The organism is Microcoleus sp. SVA1B4, from assembly GCF_036700545.1.
GTDB lineage: Bacteria > Cyanobacteriota > Cyanobacteriia > Cyanobacteriales > Microcoleaceae > Microcoleus.
Genome location: NZ_JAUBPB010000063.1, coordinates 22,775 through 40,972, shown reverse-complemented (window position 1 = coordinate 40,972; position 18,198 = coordinate 22,775). Strand labels below are relative to the sequence as shown.

The window sequence follows — 18,198 nt, the reverse complement described above, 5'->3', positions numbered from 1 at the left end:
CGCCCGTCCAAAAAGGACGGGCGGGACGCCCATCCCACAATAACAATTAAAATTGTAAGTTATTTAATTCGCGATCCGATGAAGGCAGATGCACGCAGAGGAACGCAGATACATTTCAAGATAGGAGAGCAAAGAATAGCTTCAATTCAAGTCTAATATTTATCGGTTAAATCCTGTAGATTGCTCGTTGCCGAACTTCCTTTTTTCCCCAAAAATTATGAGCCCTGAGTTTTGGATTCCAAGTTTATCAAAAAACTCAAACCTCAAAACTCAAGACTCAAAACTCTCTCAGCCTAAAAGCCGATCGATTCAGTCGATCGCCCGACACAAATAATCGCATCAGGGCAGCATCAATTACCGGCGACGGGGAACCATCGTGTCGATATTGATATTAGCCAGAGGCACGCGCTGGGGCGGAGTAGCAGGCATGGGCATATTGCGCGCCATACCCAAATAGTTCGACGGATCGCCAGCTTTCGGCTGCTGTTCTTGAGGAACAAAACGGCGGACACTTGTTTGCCAGATGATTTGCGGGAAGCCAAGCTGCGAACGGTGGTATTCGCTGTAGCGGGGCGTCTTCAAGTTGAAAGGAGTGTCTCCTCCAACTCGCTGAGGCAAAATTCGGCGCTGCTGGTAAGGTATTGTGTCATAACCGAACTTATCCAGGTACTCTTCGCTATTGACCAACTCGTCAATAAAGCCTTGAGGCCCCTTATTGGCTACGACGATCGACCAAGCAATCTTTTCGCGCTCGCTGTACACATCCCGACCCAAAATGCGCTGCACGCACATTTCTACAAATCGGTAATTGCTGTTAGTTTGATAATTCCGCTCCAAGAAAGGAGAAGAAGTCGCCAAACCGCGAATAAAGTCCCGCACAGTAATTTGGCCGAACTTGAGTTGCGACTCCAAAGACTTTTGGCGGTTGCTCTTGAGGATTTGGTGTTCGCTGTAAATCTGGCGATATCCAGCCCAAATCAAATTTTCCATGTCTCCAGACGAGAGCACATTTTCAGTTGTGAAAATTCTCGGCTGCTCGTCGCCGCCCACTTCATAACCAGCAACGCGCTGGTTTTGGCTCTTGGGGGCGTAGCTTAATAAAGGAAGCGCCACGTTAAAATCTCCGTTATCTCAAATTTCAGAAATAGTTGACACCGTGAGCTGCCAGCAAAACGGATACAACTAACCAACATACAGATTAGGGGATTCCCGCAATCTAAATCTGATTTTCCTGAATTTTTGCAACAATCTGTAACATTTGTTGACTGTTGTCAGTGGGCAGTTGGCAGTTGGCAGTGGGCAGTTGGCAGTTGGCAGATTTTAGTCAACCGTAAACAGTCAACCATAAACAGTCAACCGTTCACAGTCAAATAAATTACCAACCCAGAGCCGAATAAAACTCGCTGCCGGCCACTTGATCGGCGGCTGCTTCTGATGTTGCATCCGAGTCTGGTTGCACCCGAATTTCGGTACAAAAAGTCGATGTGCTGAAACCGCCAAAGCGCTTTACGGTACTTGTCCGCATCCGCACGTTCGGATTAGCAAACCAAAAACGCTCGATCGAACTCATCGTCTCGTATTCGGTAATCAGCAGCAGCCCATCCTCGTCATCCATCTCAAAACGGCCAGCCACCGGCACAATTTCCGCATAGCCCCGTTCGCGCAACATCAAGCCCTGTCGGGGATTTTCAGGATCGGGGACGATCGCGAACACCGTAGACCCTTTATGATTCTCATCATCCTTATCCCACGCCATCGAGCCGTGCCAAGTCACAAAAGCCCCCCCAGCAGCCCGGCTCGGATCGACTTCGTGCATCTTGCAAATATCGGCGACTCGCGCGTCATCCGCAGCTAGGGCTGTTACCTGAATATTTGAATCCCCAATCTCCGCTTGGCGGAAAGCGAGGTGGTGAGTGCTGCGCTGAGAACGCCACTCCCCAGCACTGCTTTGAAAAAACTCCATGGCATCCATACGAACTAGCTCCTTTGGCTTAGGCTTCCCTGTCTTTACGCCTTTTTATGATAAGGCTCCCCTCACTTTGATGTACTTTTGCGACACAAATTAGTTTCAAAATGTCTACTTTGGACATATTGTCAAGGGAATGTTATGATAGTTTACAATGTAGGAGACACAACAAATCCTGCGAAAGGTCATTCCGATCAATTTCGCATTAATCTCAGCAAACTGGAGGAGCGATTTATGGATATGCCTACAACCAACCTCAGCATGGAACAGCAGTTCAAACTTCAAGTGCTGCGCGAAGAAGTCAAAAGGTTAAGCCAAGACCAAGCTCAGGAATACTTGCTCGAAGTTATGCGGCAAAGTATGGTAAAAGAAAACCTGTTCAAGCATTGGATGAAGAATATGTGAACTCTTCGAGCATTTCTTCACAACAATCAGTGGCTTGTATCTGCAAAAAGTACGATCGAGCTTTTAATCATAAAACGCAGAATCCCGCTTTCTCCAAGAAAGCGGGATTCTCAATTCAGGAAAGTTTTACGCAGTTTTTTTTGTCGCTACCAGACTCAGCAAATTAAATATTTTTAATCTCTTAGAAACAAACTTCGTTTGTGTAGCGACAGGTTTCAACCTGTCGGGGACTCAACCAAAACGACCGCTGACATAATCTAAAGTAGACTCTTCTTTCGGACTTTGGAAAATTATCTCAGTCTTGTCACACTCCACAAGATAGCCAAACCGCTTCCCATCGTCAGAAAGTTTAGCATTGAAAAAAGCAGTCAGGTCAGAAACCCTAGAAGCCTGCTGCATATTGTGAGTAACGATCACAATCGTATACTTCTCCTTAAGTTCCCGCATCAACTCCTCAATCTTAATCGTAGAAATCGGGTCAAGAGAAGCGCAAGGTTCATCCATTAACACTACATCAGGATTAATCGCGATCGCCCTAGCAATACACAAACGCTGCTGCTGGCCACCCGAAAGAGAAAAACCGCTTTGCTTCAACTTATCCTTCACTTCATCCCACAAATAAGCTTGGCGGAGCGATTTTTCCACCAGCTCATCCATATCCCCCTTATAATTGTTTACCCTCGCACCGTAAGCAATATTGTCATAAATCGACTTCGGGAAAGGATTCGGCTTTTGGAATACCATCCCAATCTTGCGGCGCACCTCTACAGCATCAATATCAGGAGCGTAAAGATTTTGATCGTAGTAATCAATTCTACCCTCTAAACGAAAACCGTTAACTAAATCGTTGAGGCGGTTAAAACATCGCAGAATTGTACTTTTACCGCAGCCAGACGGCCCAATCAAAGCAGTAATGCGATTTTTAGGAATCTCCATACAAACATTTTTAACCGCGTGAAAAGCGCCGTAAAAAATATTGATATTTTCTGTCCGTAAAATTGTTTCCGTTTGCTGGTCTAAATCCATCATCATACTGCTAATTATCCAATCGAATTTTACAAAATAACAAGAAGGCGAGACTGGGAGACACAGAAAGTAGGAGACGAAAGGAAAAACAGTTAAATTCATCCGTGTATCGGTGTCCAAATCCGTGTCGTGCCCTTCTTCCTTCAATAAACTTTTTGGCGAGTAGCCCAGCGAGAAAGAATACTCGTCAGCAAAACCATAATCACCAAAATCAAAGATGCCGCCCAGGCCAATTCTTTCTGTGCCTTAAAAGGAACCGTTGCAAAGTTGTACACCAAAACCGAAAGACTCGGAGTTGGCTTATCAAATCCAGCCGGCCAAAAAGGCGAATTCAGCGCCGTAAAAATCAAAGGAGCAGTTTCTCCAGCAGCGCGAGCAATTGCCAGCGTCACGCCCGTTAAAATAGCCGGAATTGCCGCAGGCAAAACCACCTGCAATACCGTCTGATAATTAGAAGCACCCACACCAACCGACGCCCATCTAATATCTTGCGGGACGATTTGTAGAGCTTCGTCAGTAGTCCGCACAATCGTCGGCAACATCAGCACAGCCAGCGCCGCGCCTCCTGCAATTGCCGAAAAACCTCCCATATTTACCACGAACAAACCGTAGGCAAATACCCCGGCAATAATCGAAGGAACGCCACTGAGGACATTAGTAGCAAACCGCACCCAGCGAGCGATTTGGCCGCTGCTGAATTCCGATAAATAAACGGCTGCCAATACACCAAAAGGAACAGCAATTAAAGAAGCAATTCCCACCGTCATCAATGTACCGACAATTGCATTAGCAATACCGCCTCCCGATAGTCCGGGCGCCGGTGGCAGCTTGGTAAACAAGTCTAGATTCAGGCGATTGAAACCTTGAACGATGACGTAAGAAAGCACTGCAAACAAAGGCAAAAGACTAATTGCCAAACAGGCTCCTGCTAGTCCCGTCATCGCGATATTGAACAGCGATTGCGGAGTGCCTTTAACCTTCTTCAAACTGCCTGTATTCGAGGCATAAGGATTGTGATCTTCCGATGAGATATTTGACATAAATCAACACTGTATGGGAAACTGCGGCCAACTTTTAGTTGTACTTCGCTCTGACTTGAGAAACAATCCACTCTGCCAAAATATTAACAATCAGTGTCAGAATAAACAGAATTAGGCCCGTGTACATCAGAGCTGCTACTTGCAATCCCGAAGCTTCCGCAAATTGATTTGCCATCAAAGAAGCAATAGTATTTGCTGGAGCTAGCACAGAAAGACTTAACTGATTGGAATTGCCAATTAACAGAGTTGCAGCCATTGTTTCTCCCATAGCGCGACCGAGCCCAAGCATAATTCCGCCGACAATGCCGGAAAAAGCCGCCGGTACGAGCACTCTAAAAATTGTTGTCCAGCGAGTAGCTCCTAAACCCAGAGATGCTTGCCGTAATTCGGGCGGGAGACTTGCCAAAGAGTCGCGGGAGATAGCAGTAATAATGGGCAAAGTCATGACTCCCAAAATTACTCCGGCTGGTAACATTCCCGGGCCCACTGGCGGGGTGCTAAAAATCGGCAGCCATCCGAAAGTGCTGTTGAGAAACCTGCCGAGAGTGGTAATCAGGGGAATCAATACAGCAATTCCCCACAAACCGTAGACTACGCTGGGAATGGCGGCTAAAAGTTCTACTAAAAAAACTAAAGCTGTACGCACTGGCAGCGGCAAAAAATCTTCACTCAAGAAGATGGCAGTCCCTACTCCTAATGGTACAGCAATTAGGAGCGCGATCGCCGAACTGACGATCGTCCCGTAAATCATTGGCAGCGCACCGTACTCTTCCTTAACCGGATTCCAGCTACTGCCAAATAGAAATCCCAAACCGTACTGTTGAATCGCCGGTAAAGCCCGATAAGCAACGGTGAGCGCGATTAGCAGCAATATTACACCAACTCCTATACCCAAAATCCGAGTCAGCCAGATAAAGCCTTCGTCTAAAGACTTTTCTGCCCCAGAGCGCGATCTGCTCTGTGATTGAGCGCTGTGATTGTCTGAAATCATAGAAAAAAAACCAAATATATAGTAGCGGAAAATAGTCTGTTTCGGAAAAAGCTAGAAGGAAGCAGAAAGAAAGACCATAAATAAAATCAAAGAGGGGCGGGTTTATTAATCCCCTGACTTTTCAACAATTATTTTTGGTAAAACCTGACCATTGTATTTTGAAAGAGGTAAATGGCGATTTACCGTTGGGTGGGGCGGGTCGATCGGATTATTGATTTTAGGCAATTATTGTCGGTGAACCCGCCCCTACACAAATATCTCTCTTGCTTTTTTCTTTCCCCTTTTTTCCAACAGTCAACAGTCAACAGTCAACAGTCAACAATTACTATTTGGCAACCTCAATTTTGTAGTCGGGGCTGATGCCGTCGGCGGCCGCTGCTACTTTTTCTTTAACGTTTTGGGGCAGAGGAACGTAGCCCAATTCAGGGCTGACCTTTTGACCTTCATTCAAGCCGTATTCAATCATAGCTTCGATTGATTTGGCTTTGTTGGGGTCAGCAACTGTTTTGGGGATGAGCATCCAAGTGTAGCTAACAATAGGATAGGACTCTGCCCCTTCCGGATCGGGAATGAACGCCCGGAGATTCTCCGGTAGTACCACTGCTTCAAGGGTTTTGGCCCCCGCTGCGTCGTTGTAGACTACAAAATTGCCGGCTTTATTCTCCAGGGCCGCAAACTTGATATTGTTGTTCTTTGCGTAGCCGTACTCAATGTAGCCTATAGCGCCAACGGTTTGTTGAATAGAAGCTGTCACACCTTCATTCCCCTTGCCACCAATCTTACCGGCAGAAGGCCACTCTACTGTCTTGCCTTCCCCTACTTTTTCTTTCCATTCTGGACTGATGGCGCTGAGGTGTTTTGTGAATACGTCTGTCGTACCACTGCCGTCAGAACGGTGTACAACTGTGATATTTTGGTCGGGCAGTTTAGCACCCGGGTTAGCTGCTGCAATTTTGGGGTCGTTCCACTTGGTGATGTTCCCCAAGAAGATATCTGTGTAAACGGCTCTTGGCAACTTCAGTTCGGGTACGTCTGGCAGGTTGTAGGCGATCACGATACTACCAGCCGACATCGGCAGCAAGAGCACGCCTCTGTCGGCGGGCACCTTCCCAATTTCCTCGTCACTCATGGCGGTGTCGCTGGCTCCAAAGTCTACCGTACCTTTGGTAAACTGTTCGACTCCGGCGCCGCTGCCTACTGATTGATAATTGATCTGTAATTTGGGATTGGCTGTGTTGAAATCTTGAAACCAGCGCTGGTACAGGGGTGCTGGAAATGACGCGCCGGCACCCGTCAGGGCTAAGTTTGAGGCTAGGGCGAGTTTGGTGTTTGGTGCTGTGCCGGTGGCTGCAACGGGGCTAGCTGCGGTGTCGCCGGGGCTGGGGCTGCTGCCTGTTGTTGTGCTTGGGCTGCTGCAAGCTGCTACACTGAGGGCGATCGCCATACCGGAAATTGCAGTAGTCAGACGGTTTGGATTAATCAAGTTAAGACGAAAAAGCATAGGTATACAAAAGCTGCGATCGTTATATGGGTGTCCCGCATCAGCATAGCGCGCAAAAGTAAAGCTTGGGTTAAGAATCTTTACATTTAATGGCAATTTAATATTAATTAATATTATTAATTAAGAGATGATCTTGACAATTGTGATTTCATGAGATATAGGCAAGATAGATTTGTACGGAAACCAGTCGATCGCCCGTTAGCGAAGCCCTCGAAGAGGATCGCGAAAAATTCCCCATTAAATTATCACAAGATCGAGGCTTGAGAGCCAGAAAACCATACAATGGTGGTTATTTTGACAGTAGTGCTAGTATTAAGGATTTAAAAGCTGCGGGCATAGAAGCTTGCATCTGACAAATACATTCTGACGAATGCCGTTTGATGATATAGCAACCGCCCTGACGGTTAGGACGTTCTTAATTGCACAAACATAAACGGTCGATTGCAACTTCGGTCTTCCTTCTTTCTTCTGCTATAATGCCTGCTCCTATTGAATTAATCTGGGCTGTTATTGGTTTGCTCCTGACGATAGGAGGCACTTTTTTGCCTGCATCTGTCACAATTCCCATTGGGTTGTGGGACGATCGAGGACTTCAGGCCTACTCTTTAGGTGTTACCTATCAAATTGGCGCCGTCTTGCTAGTAGGCTGCATGGGGGGGAAAAATGCTGCGGCTCTCTCGCAAATTGCCTATTTGGCATTAGGATTAACTTTGTGGCCAGTTTTTTCTCAAGGCGGCGGCATTGGCTATCTCAAAGAAGCGAGTTTTGGGTATTTGCTGGGTTTTGTTCCTGGTGCTTGGGTGTGTGGCTGGGTGGCTTTTAAGGTAGCTTCGCGACTGGAATCTATGGCTTTTAGCTGTTTGTGTGGTTTGTTCACTGTTCACGCGATCGGCTTAATTTATCTAATTTTTACTTACTTGCTGCCTCCGGCAAAAAAAACACCTTTATTTGATGAGATTCTTAAATATTCGGTTTATCCTCTGCCGGGACAATTGGCGGTAGTTTGTGCGATCGCAGTGTTGTCATTTACTTTGCGCCGCTTGATGTTTTATTGATTGGGTAATTGGGAATTGGGAATTGGTAATCGGGGATTGGTTGTTGTGTCAAATAAGGTTATACTATACATTGCCCAACGAGAGAGTCATCGCGCTGCGGCTGGGATTGCTTTCCTGCACTGCATTCTGCTCATAATGACACGTGAGATTGGAGTAAATTCTCTCATGCCCGATGCCCCATTTTCTATTGCTTAATTCATGCGTTTTAAAAGAAATCCTTTGTTCTGGGTTGCTGCTGTTATCAGTTTAGTTTTAGACCACCTGGCTAAGTTTTGGGTGGTGCAAAATTTTGAATTGACGGTTCCTCCGCAGACGCAGCCGCTGTTACCCGGAGTGTTTCACTTCACTTATGTTGTTAATACCGGTGCGGCTTTTAGTCTGTTCAGCAATGGCGGGGCGATTTGGTTGCGGTGGCTGTCTTTGGCCGTTAGTGTGGGATTGATGGTGCTGGCTTGGTTCGGGCCGCGAATAAACCGCTGGGAACAAGCTGGATACGGTTTGATTTTGGGGGGAGCACTAGGGAATGGGATCGATCGATTTGTTTCGGGCCATGTTGTAGATTTTATCGATTTTCGGCTCATTCGGTTCCCCGTATTTAATCTAGCCGATGTGTTTATTAATGCTGGGATTATCTGTTTGCTGATTGCAACTTTTCACAGTGCACCGCCGACTCCGAAAAGTCAGGACGATCGCGATTCTATTTCAGACTAACTTTGGGCAAGTCAATCGATTTTCGATTTTCGATTTTCGATTTTCGATTAACCACCCACGGGCTGTACCGTTCTCAGGTTTATGGGATGCCGAGCTTTTTTTGCTTAGGCTCGCGAATTAAATAACTTACAATTTTAATTGTTCTTGTGGGATGGCCGTCCCGCCCGTCCAAACAGGCCGGGCGGGACGCCCATCCCACTTTCAAGAGTGGAAGTTATTTGATTCTCATTCCTTATCCGCTGATGAATCCGGCGGCCTCGCAACCAATTGTTTTCGGTCATTTGTCAGTTGTCTGTTACCAGAAGGTACAGGTGTCAACTTCAGGTTAGAGTCATTTATGAGCTATAATTAGATTTTTTATTGCTAAGGCTAAACTTGCCCGCGATCAAAAGCAATTTGGTCACAAACTCCCGGATTTATCCGTGGGATAAATTCCCTAAGCTGTCACGCATTTAAATTGCATATTCAGGGCGGGCGAGACGCCCACCCCACAAGAATTAGATTGTTTTTTGACATTCTATTTAAATGCACAACAGCTTAATCTAAAATCTAAAATCTAAAATCTAAAATCGGATGAATCCTAATCCATTTGCCCAAGAACGCTTACTATTTGCCCCAGCAACCCCCGATGCTGATGCTATCCCGACTATTTTTGCTTTTCCCAACGAGTACACGGTGGGTATTACCAGTCTCGGCTATCAGATAGTGTGGGCCACTTTGGCTGTGCGATCGGATATTGAAGTGGGCCGCTTATTTACAGATATCCGCGAACAACTTCCCCGACATCCAGAATTACTGGGATTTTCGCTGTCTTGGGAACTAGACTATGTAAATATTCTCAATTTATTGGAATCTCTAGAAATTCCGATTTGGGCGTCAAAACGAACTGATAATCATCCGATAGTCTTCGGGGGTGGCCCGGTTTTTACTGCGAATCCAGAACCTTTTGCCGATTTTTTTGATGTGATTTTGCTGGGAGATGGCGAACATCTCATTGACAATTTTATTGATGCTTATAAAGAAGTCCGTAGCGCCGACAGACAAACTAAATTGCGGCATTTAGCCCAAGTTCCGGGAGTTTACGTCCCCAGTTTGTACGAAGTAACTTATCTGGATGCGGCTGAGGGGATTAAATCGATTCAGCCTGTCGATTCGGGAATTCCCAGTATGGTTGAAAAACAGACGTACCGCGGCAATACTTTATCTGCTTCCACTGTGGTGACAGAAAAAGCTGCTTGGGAAAATATTTACATGGTGGAAGTGGTTCGTAGTTGTCCAGAAATGTGCCGTTTTTGTTTGGCAAGTTATCTGACTTTGCCGTTTAGAACTGCGAGTTTGGAGGATTCGTTAATTCCGGCGATCGATCGGGGTTTAGCTGTAACTAATCGTTTGGGTTTGTTGGGTGCTTCGGTGACTCAGCACCCGGAATTTGAAGCGTTGCTGGATCATTTGAATCATCCGAAATACGACGGCGTGCGGTTGAGTCTTTCTTCGGTAAGGACGAATACGGTGACAGTTAAGCTAGCAGAAATATTGACCAACAGAGACAGCAAATCTGTGACGATTGCCGTGGAAAGCGGGAGCGATCGCCTCCGCAAAATCGTTAACAAAAAACTCACAAATGACGAAATTATTCAAGCTGCTATCAATGCTAAGGCTGGCGGATTAAAGGGAATTAAACTTTACGGGATGGCGGGAATTCCCGGCGAAGAAATGGAGGATTTAGAGGAAACGGTGGCGATGATGCGGGCGATTAGAAAAGCTGTTCCCGGTTTGCGGTTGACTCTGGGATGCAGCACTTTTGTCCCGAAATCTCACACTCCTTTTCAGTGGTTTGGAGTGAATAAAGATGCGGAGAAGAGGCTGAAGTTTTTAGATAAAGAATTGCGGAAGTTGGGTTTAGAATTTAGACCTGAAAGCTATAACTGGTCTGTGATTCAGGGTTTGTTGTCAAAGGGCGATCGGCGGTTGTCTCGGCTGTTGGAATTAGTGCGGCATTACGGCGATACTTTGGGCAGTTATCGGCGAGCATTTAAGGAGTTGCGGGGACAGTTGCCGGAGATGGATTTTTATGTTTTTCAAGAGTGGGAATTGGATCAGGTTTTGCCTTGGAGTCATTTAAAAGGGCCGCTACCGGAGGCGACTTTGAAGAAGCATTTGGCTGAGGCGATGACTCATACAACACGACAGCCAAATCAAGAATGTGAGAATTCACTAAGTCGCGTTTAGTAAATTAGATTATAATAGTCTCATGCGTGTCATTAGCCGAAAACGACTAAAAGAATTTTGGGAAACACACCCCAATGCTGAAACAAGTCTGTTGCTATGGTATCAGCGTAGTTGTGATGCTGAATGGCAAAGTTTAGTAGATATTCGTAAAGTATTTCCTTCGGCTGACTTAGTAGGTAACTTTACGGTATTTAATATTGGTGGCAATAACTATCGGTTAATTGCTTTTATCGATTATGAATACCAGATAGTGTTTGTCCGCTGTGTTTTAACTCATGCAGAATATAATAAGGAGAACTGGAAAAATGACGACTGGTTTGAAAACTCCTAGTAGCTACTATATTGAGATAATCACAACTTTTCCACCGCGTCCCATTACTTGTGAAGCTGAGTTAATCGCTACACAAAATCGGATTGATTCTATTGTGAGTCGGAGAAATCTCACGCAGGACGATCGGGATTACTTAAACGTGTTGGGTAGTCTTGTTTATGATTACGAACAAAAACATGAGCCAATGCCAGTCTTGAAAGGTATCGCACTACTGAAAGCATTGATGGTTGAAGACAATATTCAAGAAAAAGATTTGGTTGATATTTTTGAATCCGAGTCTTGGGTATCTGAGGTGATGAATGGAAAGCGGGAACTGACGGCGGGTCAAATTCACAAGTTAGCTAAGTTTTTCCATCTTTCCCCTGTGGCATTTCTTGAGTATAATTAATTGCCAGGATACTGGGATGAGTGACGCACTATAATATAATTATGCCCGAAGTCCAACCGAAAGACATTCAGCGTTATACTACGCCAGATAACAAAGTGCCTTTCGATCAGTGGTTTGATTCGCTGAGAGATATCAATGCTCAAGCCAAGATTATATCTAGGCTTAACCGAATTGCTGATGGTAATTTAGGAGACTATCGCTCCGTGGGGGAAGGCGTATGCGAACTCAAAATCAATTATGGGCCAGGCTACCGAATCTATTTTGGACAAATAGCAATGACAATTGTGATTCTCATCTGCGGAGGCGATAAAAGCACTCAAGACAGAGATATCCGCCAAGCTAAAGAATACTGGACAGATTATAGGAGTTAAGACAATGCCTAAAAGCCTACCTTATCATCCGTTTTTGATTGAATCTCTGAGAAAAAACCCGGCATTGTCAGCCGCCTATATAACGGCGACATTAGAGGAGGAAGAGCCGGAAGCTGAACTGCTAAAACGAGCTCTCAGCGATGTAGCAGAAGCTCTCGGTCAACCAAAAATGACTCCTGAACAATATGAATTGCACTTAAAAAAACTGGATGAATTGCTGTCGCAGCAAGGAAGTGATGCGATTTATAATCTGGGCACTTGGCTGAATGCTTTGGGATTGAAACTAACAGTTGCTGTTTCTACTGAGACAGAGGATAATACTGCAAATGCGGAAACGCGATCGCAAATAACTGTTTAACTGAATCTAGAAAATGCCTAATTTTCGATATTCCTCCTTAATTAATGCCACCGTTGAAGCAGTATGGAACTTTCACGAAAGGCCCGACATTCTGCAACTTTTGACTCCGCCTTGGCAACCGGTGAAAATCATTCGCCGCGAAGGGGGACTTGATGTGGGTGCTGTATCAGAATTTCGCCTGTTATTGGGGCCGATTCCTGTAAAATGGGTGGCGACTCACACTCAGTGCGAACAATATCGCTTGTTTGTTGATGAACAAACTGAGGGGCCGATGGCAAGTTGGACTCACCGACACGAGTTTACCTCAGAAAATGGCAAAACTAGATTAACAGATGCGATCGCATTTTCGATACCGGGCGGCCCAATTGTCGATTTGTTGTTAGGTTGGTGGGTGGAAATGCGGTTAACAGATATGTTTCGCTACCGCCACGAAGTCACAAAAAGAGAGTGCGAGAAAAATGCAAACAACGGCTGAATATTACTGTGCTTTCTGCGGCGAACCGAGTACAACTTTTGTTGATATCAGCGGTGGTATGGAACAATCTTATATCGAAGATTGTCAGGTTTGCTGTCGCCCGAATGTTCTTTATGTCAGAATAGATGAAGATACCCTGGATATTGAAATAGATACTGACTATCAAGAATAAGTGACTATAAAAAGGTCGGAATTGCCTTTGATGCTGACTTGGTAGAATTCATAAATCTTGAAGCGGCTGCTTCTACGAAGGCCTGAAAAATTCGAGAGTTTACCGAACAGTTTGGCGACATTTCTGGGTGCCATTGAATTGCTATCATCCAAGGGTGATAGCAGTGCTCCATTGCTTCTACCAAAGTGTCAGGTGCATCGGCTACAATTCGCCAATCGGATGTTACCTTTCGCACTGCTTGATGATGCCAGGAAACAACTGTTGTTGAAGTTTTTCCCATAATTTTTGCTAGCCGACTGTTGGGTTCAATTTCAATGGTATGCTCGATCGCACGCGGGGGAATTCCCGATCCGTGATTAACCTTGTCTCCGTAAGCATCGGGTACGTGAATCACCAAACTGCCACCGCTGGCTACGTTCAGGATTTGCATACCCCGGCAAATCCCCAACACAGGTATGTCAGCCTTCAAAGCTAGCTTTGCTAAGCTTAATTCAAAATTGTCGCGTTCTGCATTAACCGAGTAAACTGTGCGATCGACATAACCGCCATAAAGTTCTGGGTTGATATCTCCGCCCCCGGAAAAAATCAACCCATCTACTGCATCCAAAATACTAGCCGGATCTAATTGATTGGGCGGCAGTAAAATCGGAATGCCACCAGCCGCCTGAACTGCATCAATATAAGTTCCATTTAAGCGATATTCGCCTGCTGGACAGCGGTTGTATGTTGTGATGCCAACGATAGGAAATTTTTTCATTTGCTACAGGGCGGGAGATAATTAATTGTGGAAGGTGCGGGCGGGCTAGAAGCCCACCCCACAAGAATATTTACTCATTGTGGAACAGGCATCTTGCCTGTTTCTTTGGGCCGGCTAGAAGCCCACCCACCATAAACTTACTTATTGTGGAACAGGCATCTTGCCTGTTTCTTGTCTGATTTATTGTAATTGATTCCTAGATTAAACTAAGAATTTCCTACACGGCTGTCTAATTTGTAACAGTTTTAGTATTAGTTTCCGGCAGCGGTTTGCGCGTACACAGATAAGCCAACGGCCCGAACAGCGGCACTAATGTTACTGCCCAAAATGCTGTAGAACTCTGCATTCCTCGGCGGGTCATATCGTCTCCTAATAAGGCAGGAAATAGTAGGCCAAGCATACAAAAGTCTAAACTCATTACATGGATAAAACGGCTGGTTTGCCACTGCCCAATAAAATCAGACCAATCGCCGTTTGTCAAGCCAAAGGCAACTAAACCAACAGCAGCTAATGTTAAGAAAAATCCAGTAAAACGGGAGTCTAATATCTTTAAAAAGATATTTTTTTGACCGGGAAATTCTGGATTAGGTTCGCGCAGGGCTAAATAAGGCAGCAAGGCAACGGCGCCGACGCCAAAGGATAAAGTGGCAAATAACCATGCAGGTATTTTCTGGCCCCTGCCGTCAGCAAATAAGACGCAACTGTAGATGAGCGGCCAGACTCCCATGAGGTTGAATAACGCTACAATTAAAGGGTTGATGTCTGCTATTTTGCCTGTGGAAATATTGGTAATTAGTGTGATGGTTTTTTCTGGGCTGTCGGGTGGTGCAAATACAAAGGCGTAGGTGATAAATGCAATCCAAAGCAGCCCAAATCCAATTTTTATGAACATAGTTAGTTTTTCTGACTTCTGATATTACTATAGCAAGCTTAAAGGGTTTTTGAATAATACTTTTTTTCTTTACCGCAGAGGACGCAGAGAACGCAGAGGAACAGAGGAGAATATTTGAATGTCTTGCTATTTGGCATTGCGGGTTTTGGGTAGATTGCTAAATTTTTGCATAAATTGGCGATCGATCCAATCTTTCCAGTACCACAGCAGCCCCGATTCCCACATGAAAGATCCGCGAGATGCGATCGCCCTTTTATTCCCAGTACCAATTAACCCTAGGTACTGTTCCTGGGGTGCAAAGGGTTTCAGCGGTTTTTCTAATAAAAACTGCTGCAAATTTTCAAACAGCGGTTTGCCCTGACGCACGGCAAACACGCCTGCTTTGGGGCGCGGATAATTAACCATCGCAGCGATATCGCCAGCCCCAAATACATTGGGGTGAGAGACTGATTGCAGGCAATCGTTGACTTGCATAAAGCCGTTTGAGTCGGCTGCTAAACCGGATTCTCTTATCCAATTGGCTGCCGATGCTTGTGTCACCCAAAATATGCGATCGCACTCTAATTTTAAACCAGATTCACAGGAAATTTGGTAATTGGTAGGGAAGTGAAGAGTGGTTTCCCTCTCGATTTTTTTTACAGCACAAACTTTTTCCTTTAAATGCAATTGAATGCCGCGACGTATGAGAATTTCTTGAAGGCGGCGACGCACTCGATGGTTATGTGCAGGCATTAATTCAGCACCGCTGTGCAACAAATGTATTTCTAGTTCTTCTTCTTTTTTCCCCCTTGCCTCTTCCCTGAATCCCCATCCGTTAAATCCGTTAAATCCGTTACACAATCTGTTGCCGAACCCTTCTTCCTTCCCCAATCGAAACTGCATATTTAATGCTAATTCTACGCCGCCTGCACCGCCGCCCACAATGGCAATTCGCAGCGGTTTCTGGGGATGGTTTTGCCTTTCGGAAATTAACTGATTCCAGCTAGTTAAAAACTCCGGTACGGGTTTAGCTGCAATTGTATATTCTGCCGCACCCGGTACAGATAAAGTCGCAGGAGTGCTGCCGATATCCACAGAAAGCACATCAAAATTAATCGGAGGCCGAGTTTGACAAATAACTAAATTTTTGTTAAGGTCGATCGCGATCGCCCGATCGATTAATATTTGACATCCGGCAAATTCCGCGAGCGATCGCAAATCGATGTGACATTCATCATAATCGTAAAACCCGGCAACGTGTCCCGGCAGCATCCCCGAATAAGGTGCGTGCAGCACGTCGCTAATCAGAGTCAAACGCACTCCCGGCAGCGGGTTGATACCGAACATTTTTAATACGATAGCATGACTGTGACCGCCGCCAATTAACACTAAATGTTTCACCAAAAAACTGGGTCTGAAGCCCCGTCCTTATAGGACGGCTTTACATTGAATTAAATCCCCTTTCGGGGTCGGAGAGGGAATTTAATGCAACCTCTCCGATTTTTGGGGAATGGTTGCCCCAAACTCCCATTTCTGGGGTAAAGTTAGCTTCGACAAAGTTATAAAGGCTTGTTAGGCTAGCAGCACTGTCTCAGTGACCTTAAGACTGTTTAACCACTAGCGACAGAGCAAGGGACTAGCTTCGCATCCCAGGGTGTCGTGACCTAAATAACATAGCTATTTAAAGCTTAGTCTGGTCAGAATGGCCTGTTAGATTTCTCTTTCAAGCCTCACGCCTTTAGGCTGAGGTTTCTGACAATTACAGATGTTCGATCGAGATGTTCCAGCACCGATATTGTACAGCACTTGCACTCCTTGGGCCGCAGAGTCCGGTAAGGATAGCTGGCAGTGCGTAATTAATGATTTCCCAGCAGTTAGACAGAATGCTCTCACTTACCCTCTGTCTCAGAGATTATACGGAGCTCAGTTGCGATCGCAGCACATCAATTCACCCATTTCAGTTAACCGATTCCACATTCAGCGCAAATAGCTGTAGACTGTAGAGCGAGCAAATTTTATCACCAAATTATGCCAGGGTGTGTTTCAATAGCTAACTCACCATTCAAAACTATGACATTACGCATCATTCCGCGCCGTTGGCAGCGATCTATTAAAACTCTTTTCCCGCTTCTGTTTGCCCTCTCATTCATTATAGTATTGCTGGCGAACAACTTCATTCCGGCGATCGCCCAGCCACCCCGCCAGGAAATTCGCGGCGTTTGGATGACGACAAACGACAAAGACATCCTCAGAGATCGTCGCAAACTAGGAGATGCTGTCAGCAAACTAAAACGGTTAAATTTCAACACAATCTATCCCGTAGTCTGGAATTCAGGCTATGCAATGTATCCCAGCAATGTAGCGCAGCAAAAAGACATTCAACCCTTTGTTTACAGAGGGTTAGAGGGACAAGATATGATCGGAGATTTGATAGCTCAATCTCACCGCCAAGGCCTGCTAGTAATTCCTTGGTTTGAGTTTGGTTTCATGGCTCCTCCCACCTCAGAATTAGCCTTAAATCATCCCGATTGGCTGACACAAAAACAGGACGGCAGCCAAACATCAATCGGTGCAGGTGGCGAAGTAGTTTGGCTCAATCCCTTTCATCCAGAAGTTCAGCAATTCATTACCAAACTCGTACTAGAAATTACCACTCAATATAACGCCGACGGCATTCAATTTGACGATCACATGAGTTTGCCGTCTGAATTTGGATACGATGACTACACAGTTGCTTTGTATACCAAAGAAACCAAAAAAGCTCCGCCCAAAGATTTTCAAAACCCAGCATGGGTGCAATGGCGAGCCAATAAAATTACCGCTTTTATGTCACAGCTAAATCAAGCCGTCAAAGCAGTCAAACCCAATGCAATTTTCTCAATTTCTCCCAATTACTACGAGTTTGCTTACAAACATCACCTGCAAGATTGGCTGGCTTGGGTGCGTTTGGATATTGCCGACGAGCTAATCGTGCAAGTCTACCGTTCCAATCTAGAATCATTTGTAGACAAGCTTAACCGTCCAGAAATGCAAGAAGCACAGCAAAAAATTCCCACCGGAGTTGGGATTATGACTGGTTTGAGAAATAACCCAGTACCGATTCAGCAAATTAAATCTCAGGTGCAAGCAGTCCAAGAATACGGCTTAGGCGCCGCTTTCTTCTACTACGAAAGCTTGTGGGAATATGCACCAGAACCTCTAGCAGTTCGACTTTCTCAATTTAGTGCTTTCTTCCCGTCTTCTGCATTCCGAACAGCGCTACAAATACCCAGACGCGCGGCGACTTTCCCTCCGCCTGCGCCACCAAAACCAGACCCCAAAGCTAAGCCAGAGGAACCTACCAAAAACAGCCCACCTTCGCCATCACCAACCACGTAAAAGAATTAAAGAGTCATCAGTCATTAGTAACTTTGTAGGGTGTGCAAGTAGTCCGACAGTCCGACAGGGGTTTAAACCCCTGTCTCATAGCTGAAGTCGTCTTTAGACGACTGTAGCAATTCTATCAAAGCTGTTTTTCTATAGAGTTAGCGCAGAATATATGTGTAACTCTA

Annotated in this window: 21 protein-coding genes; 12 read left to right on the top strand and 9 right to left on the bottom strand. The window is 45.4% G+C overall.

Translation table 11 applies throughout. The features are described from left to right. Positions 1-354: 354 nt before the first annotated feature. Positions 355-1,113 carry a phycobilisome rod-core linker polypeptide gene (locus tag QT987_RS23430; protein WP_333244967.1) on the bottom strand — a complete coding sequence of 253 codons (759 nt, stop codon included), beginning with the start codon at positions 1,111-1,113 and terminating at the stop codon, positions 355-357. A gap of 262 nt (positions 1,114-1,375) precedes the next feature. Next, positions 1,376-1,972, bottom strand: a complete 597-nt coding sequence (locus tag QT987_RS23425) for a phycobiliprotein lyase (protein WP_333244964.1) — start codon at positions 1,970-1,972, stop codon at positions 1,376-1,378. Positions 1,973-2,107: 135 nt separating this feature from the next. Here QT987_RS23425 and QT987_RS30045 point away from each other — a divergent pair, with 135 nt between their 5' ends. After that, positions 2,108-2,371 carry an NblA/ycf18 family protein gene (locus QT987_RS30045; protein ID WP_445242989.1) on the top strand — a complete coding sequence of 88 codons (264 nt, stop codon included), beginning with the start codon at positions 2,108-2,110 and terminating at the stop codon, positions 2,369-2,371. A gap of 231 nt (positions 2,372-2,602) precedes the next feature. Here the strand turns inward: QT987_RS30045 and pstB are convergent, their stop codons facing one another. The 4 genes from pstB to pstS form a co-directional block, all read right to left on the bottom strand. Next, positions 2,603-3,403, bottom strand: coding sequence for a phosphate ABC transporter ATP-binding protein PstB (gene pstB / locus QT987_RS23415; protein WP_333244973.1), 801 nt, complete (start codon positions 3,401-3,403; stop codon positions 2,603-2,605). 137 nt (positions 3,404-3,540) lie between these two features. Then, the gene (pstA, locus tag QT987_RS23410) at positions 3,541-4,437 is read right to left on the bottom strand and encodes a phosphate ABC transporter permease PstA (RefSeq protein ID WP_333244960.1); all 897 of its coding nucleotides are present in this window, start codon (positions 4,435-4,437) and stop codon (positions 3,541-3,543) included. Between the two features lie 34 nt (positions 4,438-4,471). Further along, entirely contained in the window at positions 4,472-5,428 is a 957-nt protein-coding gene (pstC, locus tag QT987_RS23405; protein WP_333244957.1) for a phosphate ABC transporter permease subunit PstC, read from the bottom strand. 325 nt (positions 5,429-5,753) lie between these two features. Continuing rightward, positions 5,754-6,929: a phosphate ABC transporter substrate-binding protein PstS gene (pstS, locus tag QT987_RS23400; protein WP_333244954.1), complete on the bottom strand. Its 1,176-nt coding sequence runs from the start codon at positions 6,927-6,929 to the stop codon at positions 5,754-5,756. Between the two features lie 476 nt (positions 6,930-7,405). Here pstS and QT987_RS23395 point away from each other — a divergent pair, with 476 nt between their 5' ends. From QT987_RS23395 to QT987_RS23355, 9 genes are all read left to right on the top strand, one after another. Beyond that, positions 7,406-7,984: a biotin transporter BioY gene (locus QT987_RS23395; RefSeq protein WP_333244950.1), complete on the top strand. Its 579-nt coding sequence runs from the start codon at positions 7,406-7,408 to the stop codon at positions 7,982-7,984. 198 nt (positions 7,985-8,182) lie between these two features. Further along, the gene (lspA, locus tag QT987_RS23390; RefSeq protein WP_333244948.1) at positions 8,183-8,695 is read left to right on the top strand and encodes a signal peptidase II; all 513 of its coding nucleotides are present in this window, start codon (positions 8,183-8,185) and stop codon (positions 8,693-8,695) included. Positions 8,696-9,268: 573 nt separating this feature from the next. Next, positions 9,269-10,924 carry a radical SAM protein gene (locus tag QT987_RS23385; RefSeq protein ID WP_333244945.1) on the top strand — a complete coding sequence of 552 codons (1,656 nt, stop codon included), beginning with the start codon at positions 9,269-9,271 and terminating at the stop codon, positions 10,922-10,924. A 22-nt stretch (positions 10,925-10,946) separates the two neighbouring features. Beyond that, positions 10,947-11,255: a type II toxin-antitoxin system HigB family toxin gene (locus QT987_RS23380; RefSeq protein ID WP_333133871.1), complete on the top strand. Its 309-nt coding sequence runs from the start codon at positions 10,947-10,949 to the stop codon at positions 11,253-11,255. Beyond that, complete coding sequence (locus QT987_RS23375; protein WP_333244942.1) at positions 11,230-11,643, top strand: transcriptional regulator; 414 nt, start codon at positions 11,230-11,232, stop codon at positions 11,641-11,643. The genes QT987_RS23380 and QT987_RS23375 overlap by 26 nt, the downstream gene beginning before the upstream one ends. A gap of 41 nt (positions 11,644-11,684) precedes the next feature. Further along, complete coding sequence (locus tag QT987_RS23370) at positions 11,685-12,014, top strand: type II toxin-antitoxin system RelE/ParE family toxin (protein WP_333244940.1); 330 nt, start codon at positions 11,685-11,687, stop codon at positions 12,012-12,014. 4 nt (positions 12,015-12,018) lie between these two features. Then, positions 12,019-12,372 (top strand): transcriptional regulator, encoded by a 354-nt coding sequence (locus QT987_RS23365; protein ID WP_333244937.1) that lies wholly within the window; start codon positions 12,019-12,021, stop codon positions 12,370-12,372. A 13-nt stretch (positions 12,373-12,385) separates the two neighbouring features. Continuing rightward, positions 12,386-12,847: an SRPBCC family protein gene (locus tag QT987_RS23360; RefSeq protein ID WP_333244935.1), complete on the top strand. Its 462-nt coding sequence runs from the start codon at positions 12,386-12,388 to the stop codon at positions 12,845-12,847. After that, positions 12,831-13,019 carry a CPXCG motif-containing cysteine-rich protein gene (locus tag QT987_RS23355; protein ID WP_006635525.1) on the top strand — a complete coding sequence of 63 codons (189 nt, stop codon included), beginning with the start codon at positions 12,831-12,833 and terminating at the stop codon, positions 13,017-13,019. The genes QT987_RS23360 and QT987_RS23355 overlap by 17 nt, the downstream gene beginning before the upstream one ends. A gap of 4 nt (positions 13,020-13,023) precedes the next feature. Here QT987_RS23355 and QT987_RS23350 read toward each other — a convergent pair whose 3' ends face one another. The 3 genes from QT987_RS23350 to QT987_RS23340 all read right to left on the bottom strand — a co-directional run bounded on the left by QT987_RS23350 (position 13,024) and on the right by QT987_RS23340 (position 16,048). Next, a complete protein-coding gene (locus tag QT987_RS23350; RefSeq protein WP_333244932.1) occupies positions 13,024-13,776 on the bottom strand; it encodes a gamma-glutamyl-gamma-aminobutyrate hydrolase family protein in 753 nt (250 codons plus the stop codon). 229 nt (positions 13,777-14,005) lie between these two features. Beyond that, positions 14,006-14,668: a DUF2834 domain-containing protein gene (locus QT987_RS23345; protein ID WP_333244929.1), complete on the bottom strand. Its 663-nt coding sequence runs from the start codon at positions 14,666-14,668 to the stop codon at positions 14,006-14,008. Between the two features lie 126 nt (positions 14,669-14,794). Next, the gene (locus QT987_RS23340) at positions 14,795-16,048 is read right to left on the bottom strand and encodes an FAD-dependent oxidoreductase (protein WP_333244927.1); all 1,254 of its coding nucleotides are present in this window, start codon (positions 16,046-16,048) and stop codon (positions 14,795-14,797) included. 364 nt (positions 16,049-16,412) lie between these two features. Between QT987_RS23340 and QT987_RS23335 the strand changes: the two genes are divergently transcribed. Next, positions 16,413-16,637: a hypothetical protein gene (locus QT987_RS23335; protein WP_333244924.1), complete on the top strand. Its 225-nt coding sequence runs from the start codon at positions 16,413-16,415 to the stop codon at positions 16,635-16,637. Next, entirely contained in the window at positions 16,634-18,025 is a 1,392-nt protein-coding gene (locus QT987_RS23330; RefSeq protein WP_333244970.1) for a glycoside hydrolase family 10 protein, read from the top strand. The genes QT987_RS23335 and QT987_RS23330 overlap by 4 nt, the downstream gene beginning before the upstream one ends. Positions 18,026-18,198 lie beyond the last annotated feature (173 nt).

Excerpts from the sequence above, each read along its gene's own strand:
- QT987_RS23370 (WP_333244940.1), top strand. The coding sequence starts at position 11,685 with ATGCCCGAAGTCCAACCGAAAGACATTCAGCGTTATACTACGCCAGAT.
- QT987_RS23395 (WP_333244950.1), top strand. The coding sequence starts at position 7,406 with ATGCCTGCTCCTATTGAATTAATCTGGGCTGTTATTGGTTTGCTCCTG.
- QT987_RS23335 (WP_333244924.1), top strand. The coding sequence starts at position 16,413 with ATGTTCGATCGAGATGTTCCAGCACCGATATTGTACAGCACTTGCACT.
- QT987_RS23350 (WP_333244932.1), bottom strand. The coding sequence starts at position 13,776 with ATGAAAAAATTTCCTATCGTTGGCATCACAACATACAACCGCTGTCCA.
- QT987_RS23375 (WP_333244942.1), top strand. The coding sequence starts at position 11,230 with ATGACGACTGGTTTGAAAACTCCTAGTAGCTACTATATTGAGATAATC.
- QT987_RS23425 (WP_333244964.1), bottom strand. The coding sequence starts at position 1,972 with ATGGATGCCATGGAGTTTTTTCAAAGCAGTGCTGGGGAGTGGCGTTCT.
- lspA (WP_333244948.1), top strand. The coding sequence starts at position 8,183 with ATGCGTTTTAAAAGAAATCCTTTGTTCTGGGTTGCTGCTGTTATCAGT.
- QT987_RS23355 (WP_006635525.1), top strand. The coding sequence starts at position 12,831 with ATGCAAACAACGGCTGAATATTACTGTGCTTTCTGCGGCGAACCGAGT.
- QT987_RS30045 (WP_445242989.1), top strand. The coding sequence starts at position 2,108 with ATGATAGTTTACAATGTAGGAGACACAACAAATCCTGCGAAAGGTCAT.
- QT987_RS23345 (WP_333244929.1), bottom strand. The coding sequence starts at position 14,668 with ATGTTCATAAAAATTGGATTTGGGCTGCTTTGGATTGCATTTATCACC.
- QT987_RS23365 (WP_333244937.1), top strand. The coding sequence starts at position 12,019 with ATGCCTAAAAGCCTACCTTATCATCCGTTTTTGATTGAATCTCTGAGA.
- pstC (WP_333244957.1), bottom strand. The coding sequence starts at position 5,428 with ATGATTTCAGACAATCACAGCGCTCAATCACAGAGCAGATCGCGCTCT.
- pstA (WP_333244960.1), bottom strand. The coding sequence starts at position 4,437 with ATGTCAAATATCTCATCGGAAGATCACAATCCTTATGCCTCGAATACA.
- QT987_RS23385 (WP_333244945.1), top strand. The coding sequence starts at position 9,269 with ATGAATCCTAATCCATTTGCCCAAGAACGCTTACTATTTGCCCCAGCA.
- pstB (WP_333244973.1), bottom strand. The coding sequence starts at position 3,403 with ATGATGATGGATTTAGACCAGCAAACGGAAACAATTTTACGGACAGAA.
- QT987_RS23380 (WP_333133871.1), top strand. The coding sequence starts at position 10,947 with ATGCGTGTCATTAGCCGAAAACGACTAAAAGAATTTTGGGAAACACAC.
- QT987_RS23360 (WP_333244935.1), top strand. The coding sequence starts at position 12,386 with ATGCCTAATTTTCGATATTCCTCCTTAATTAATGCCACCGTTGAAGCA.
- pstS (WP_333244954.1), bottom strand. The coding sequence starts at position 6,929 with ATGCTTTTTCGTCTTAACTTGATTAATCCAAACCGTCTGACTACTGCA.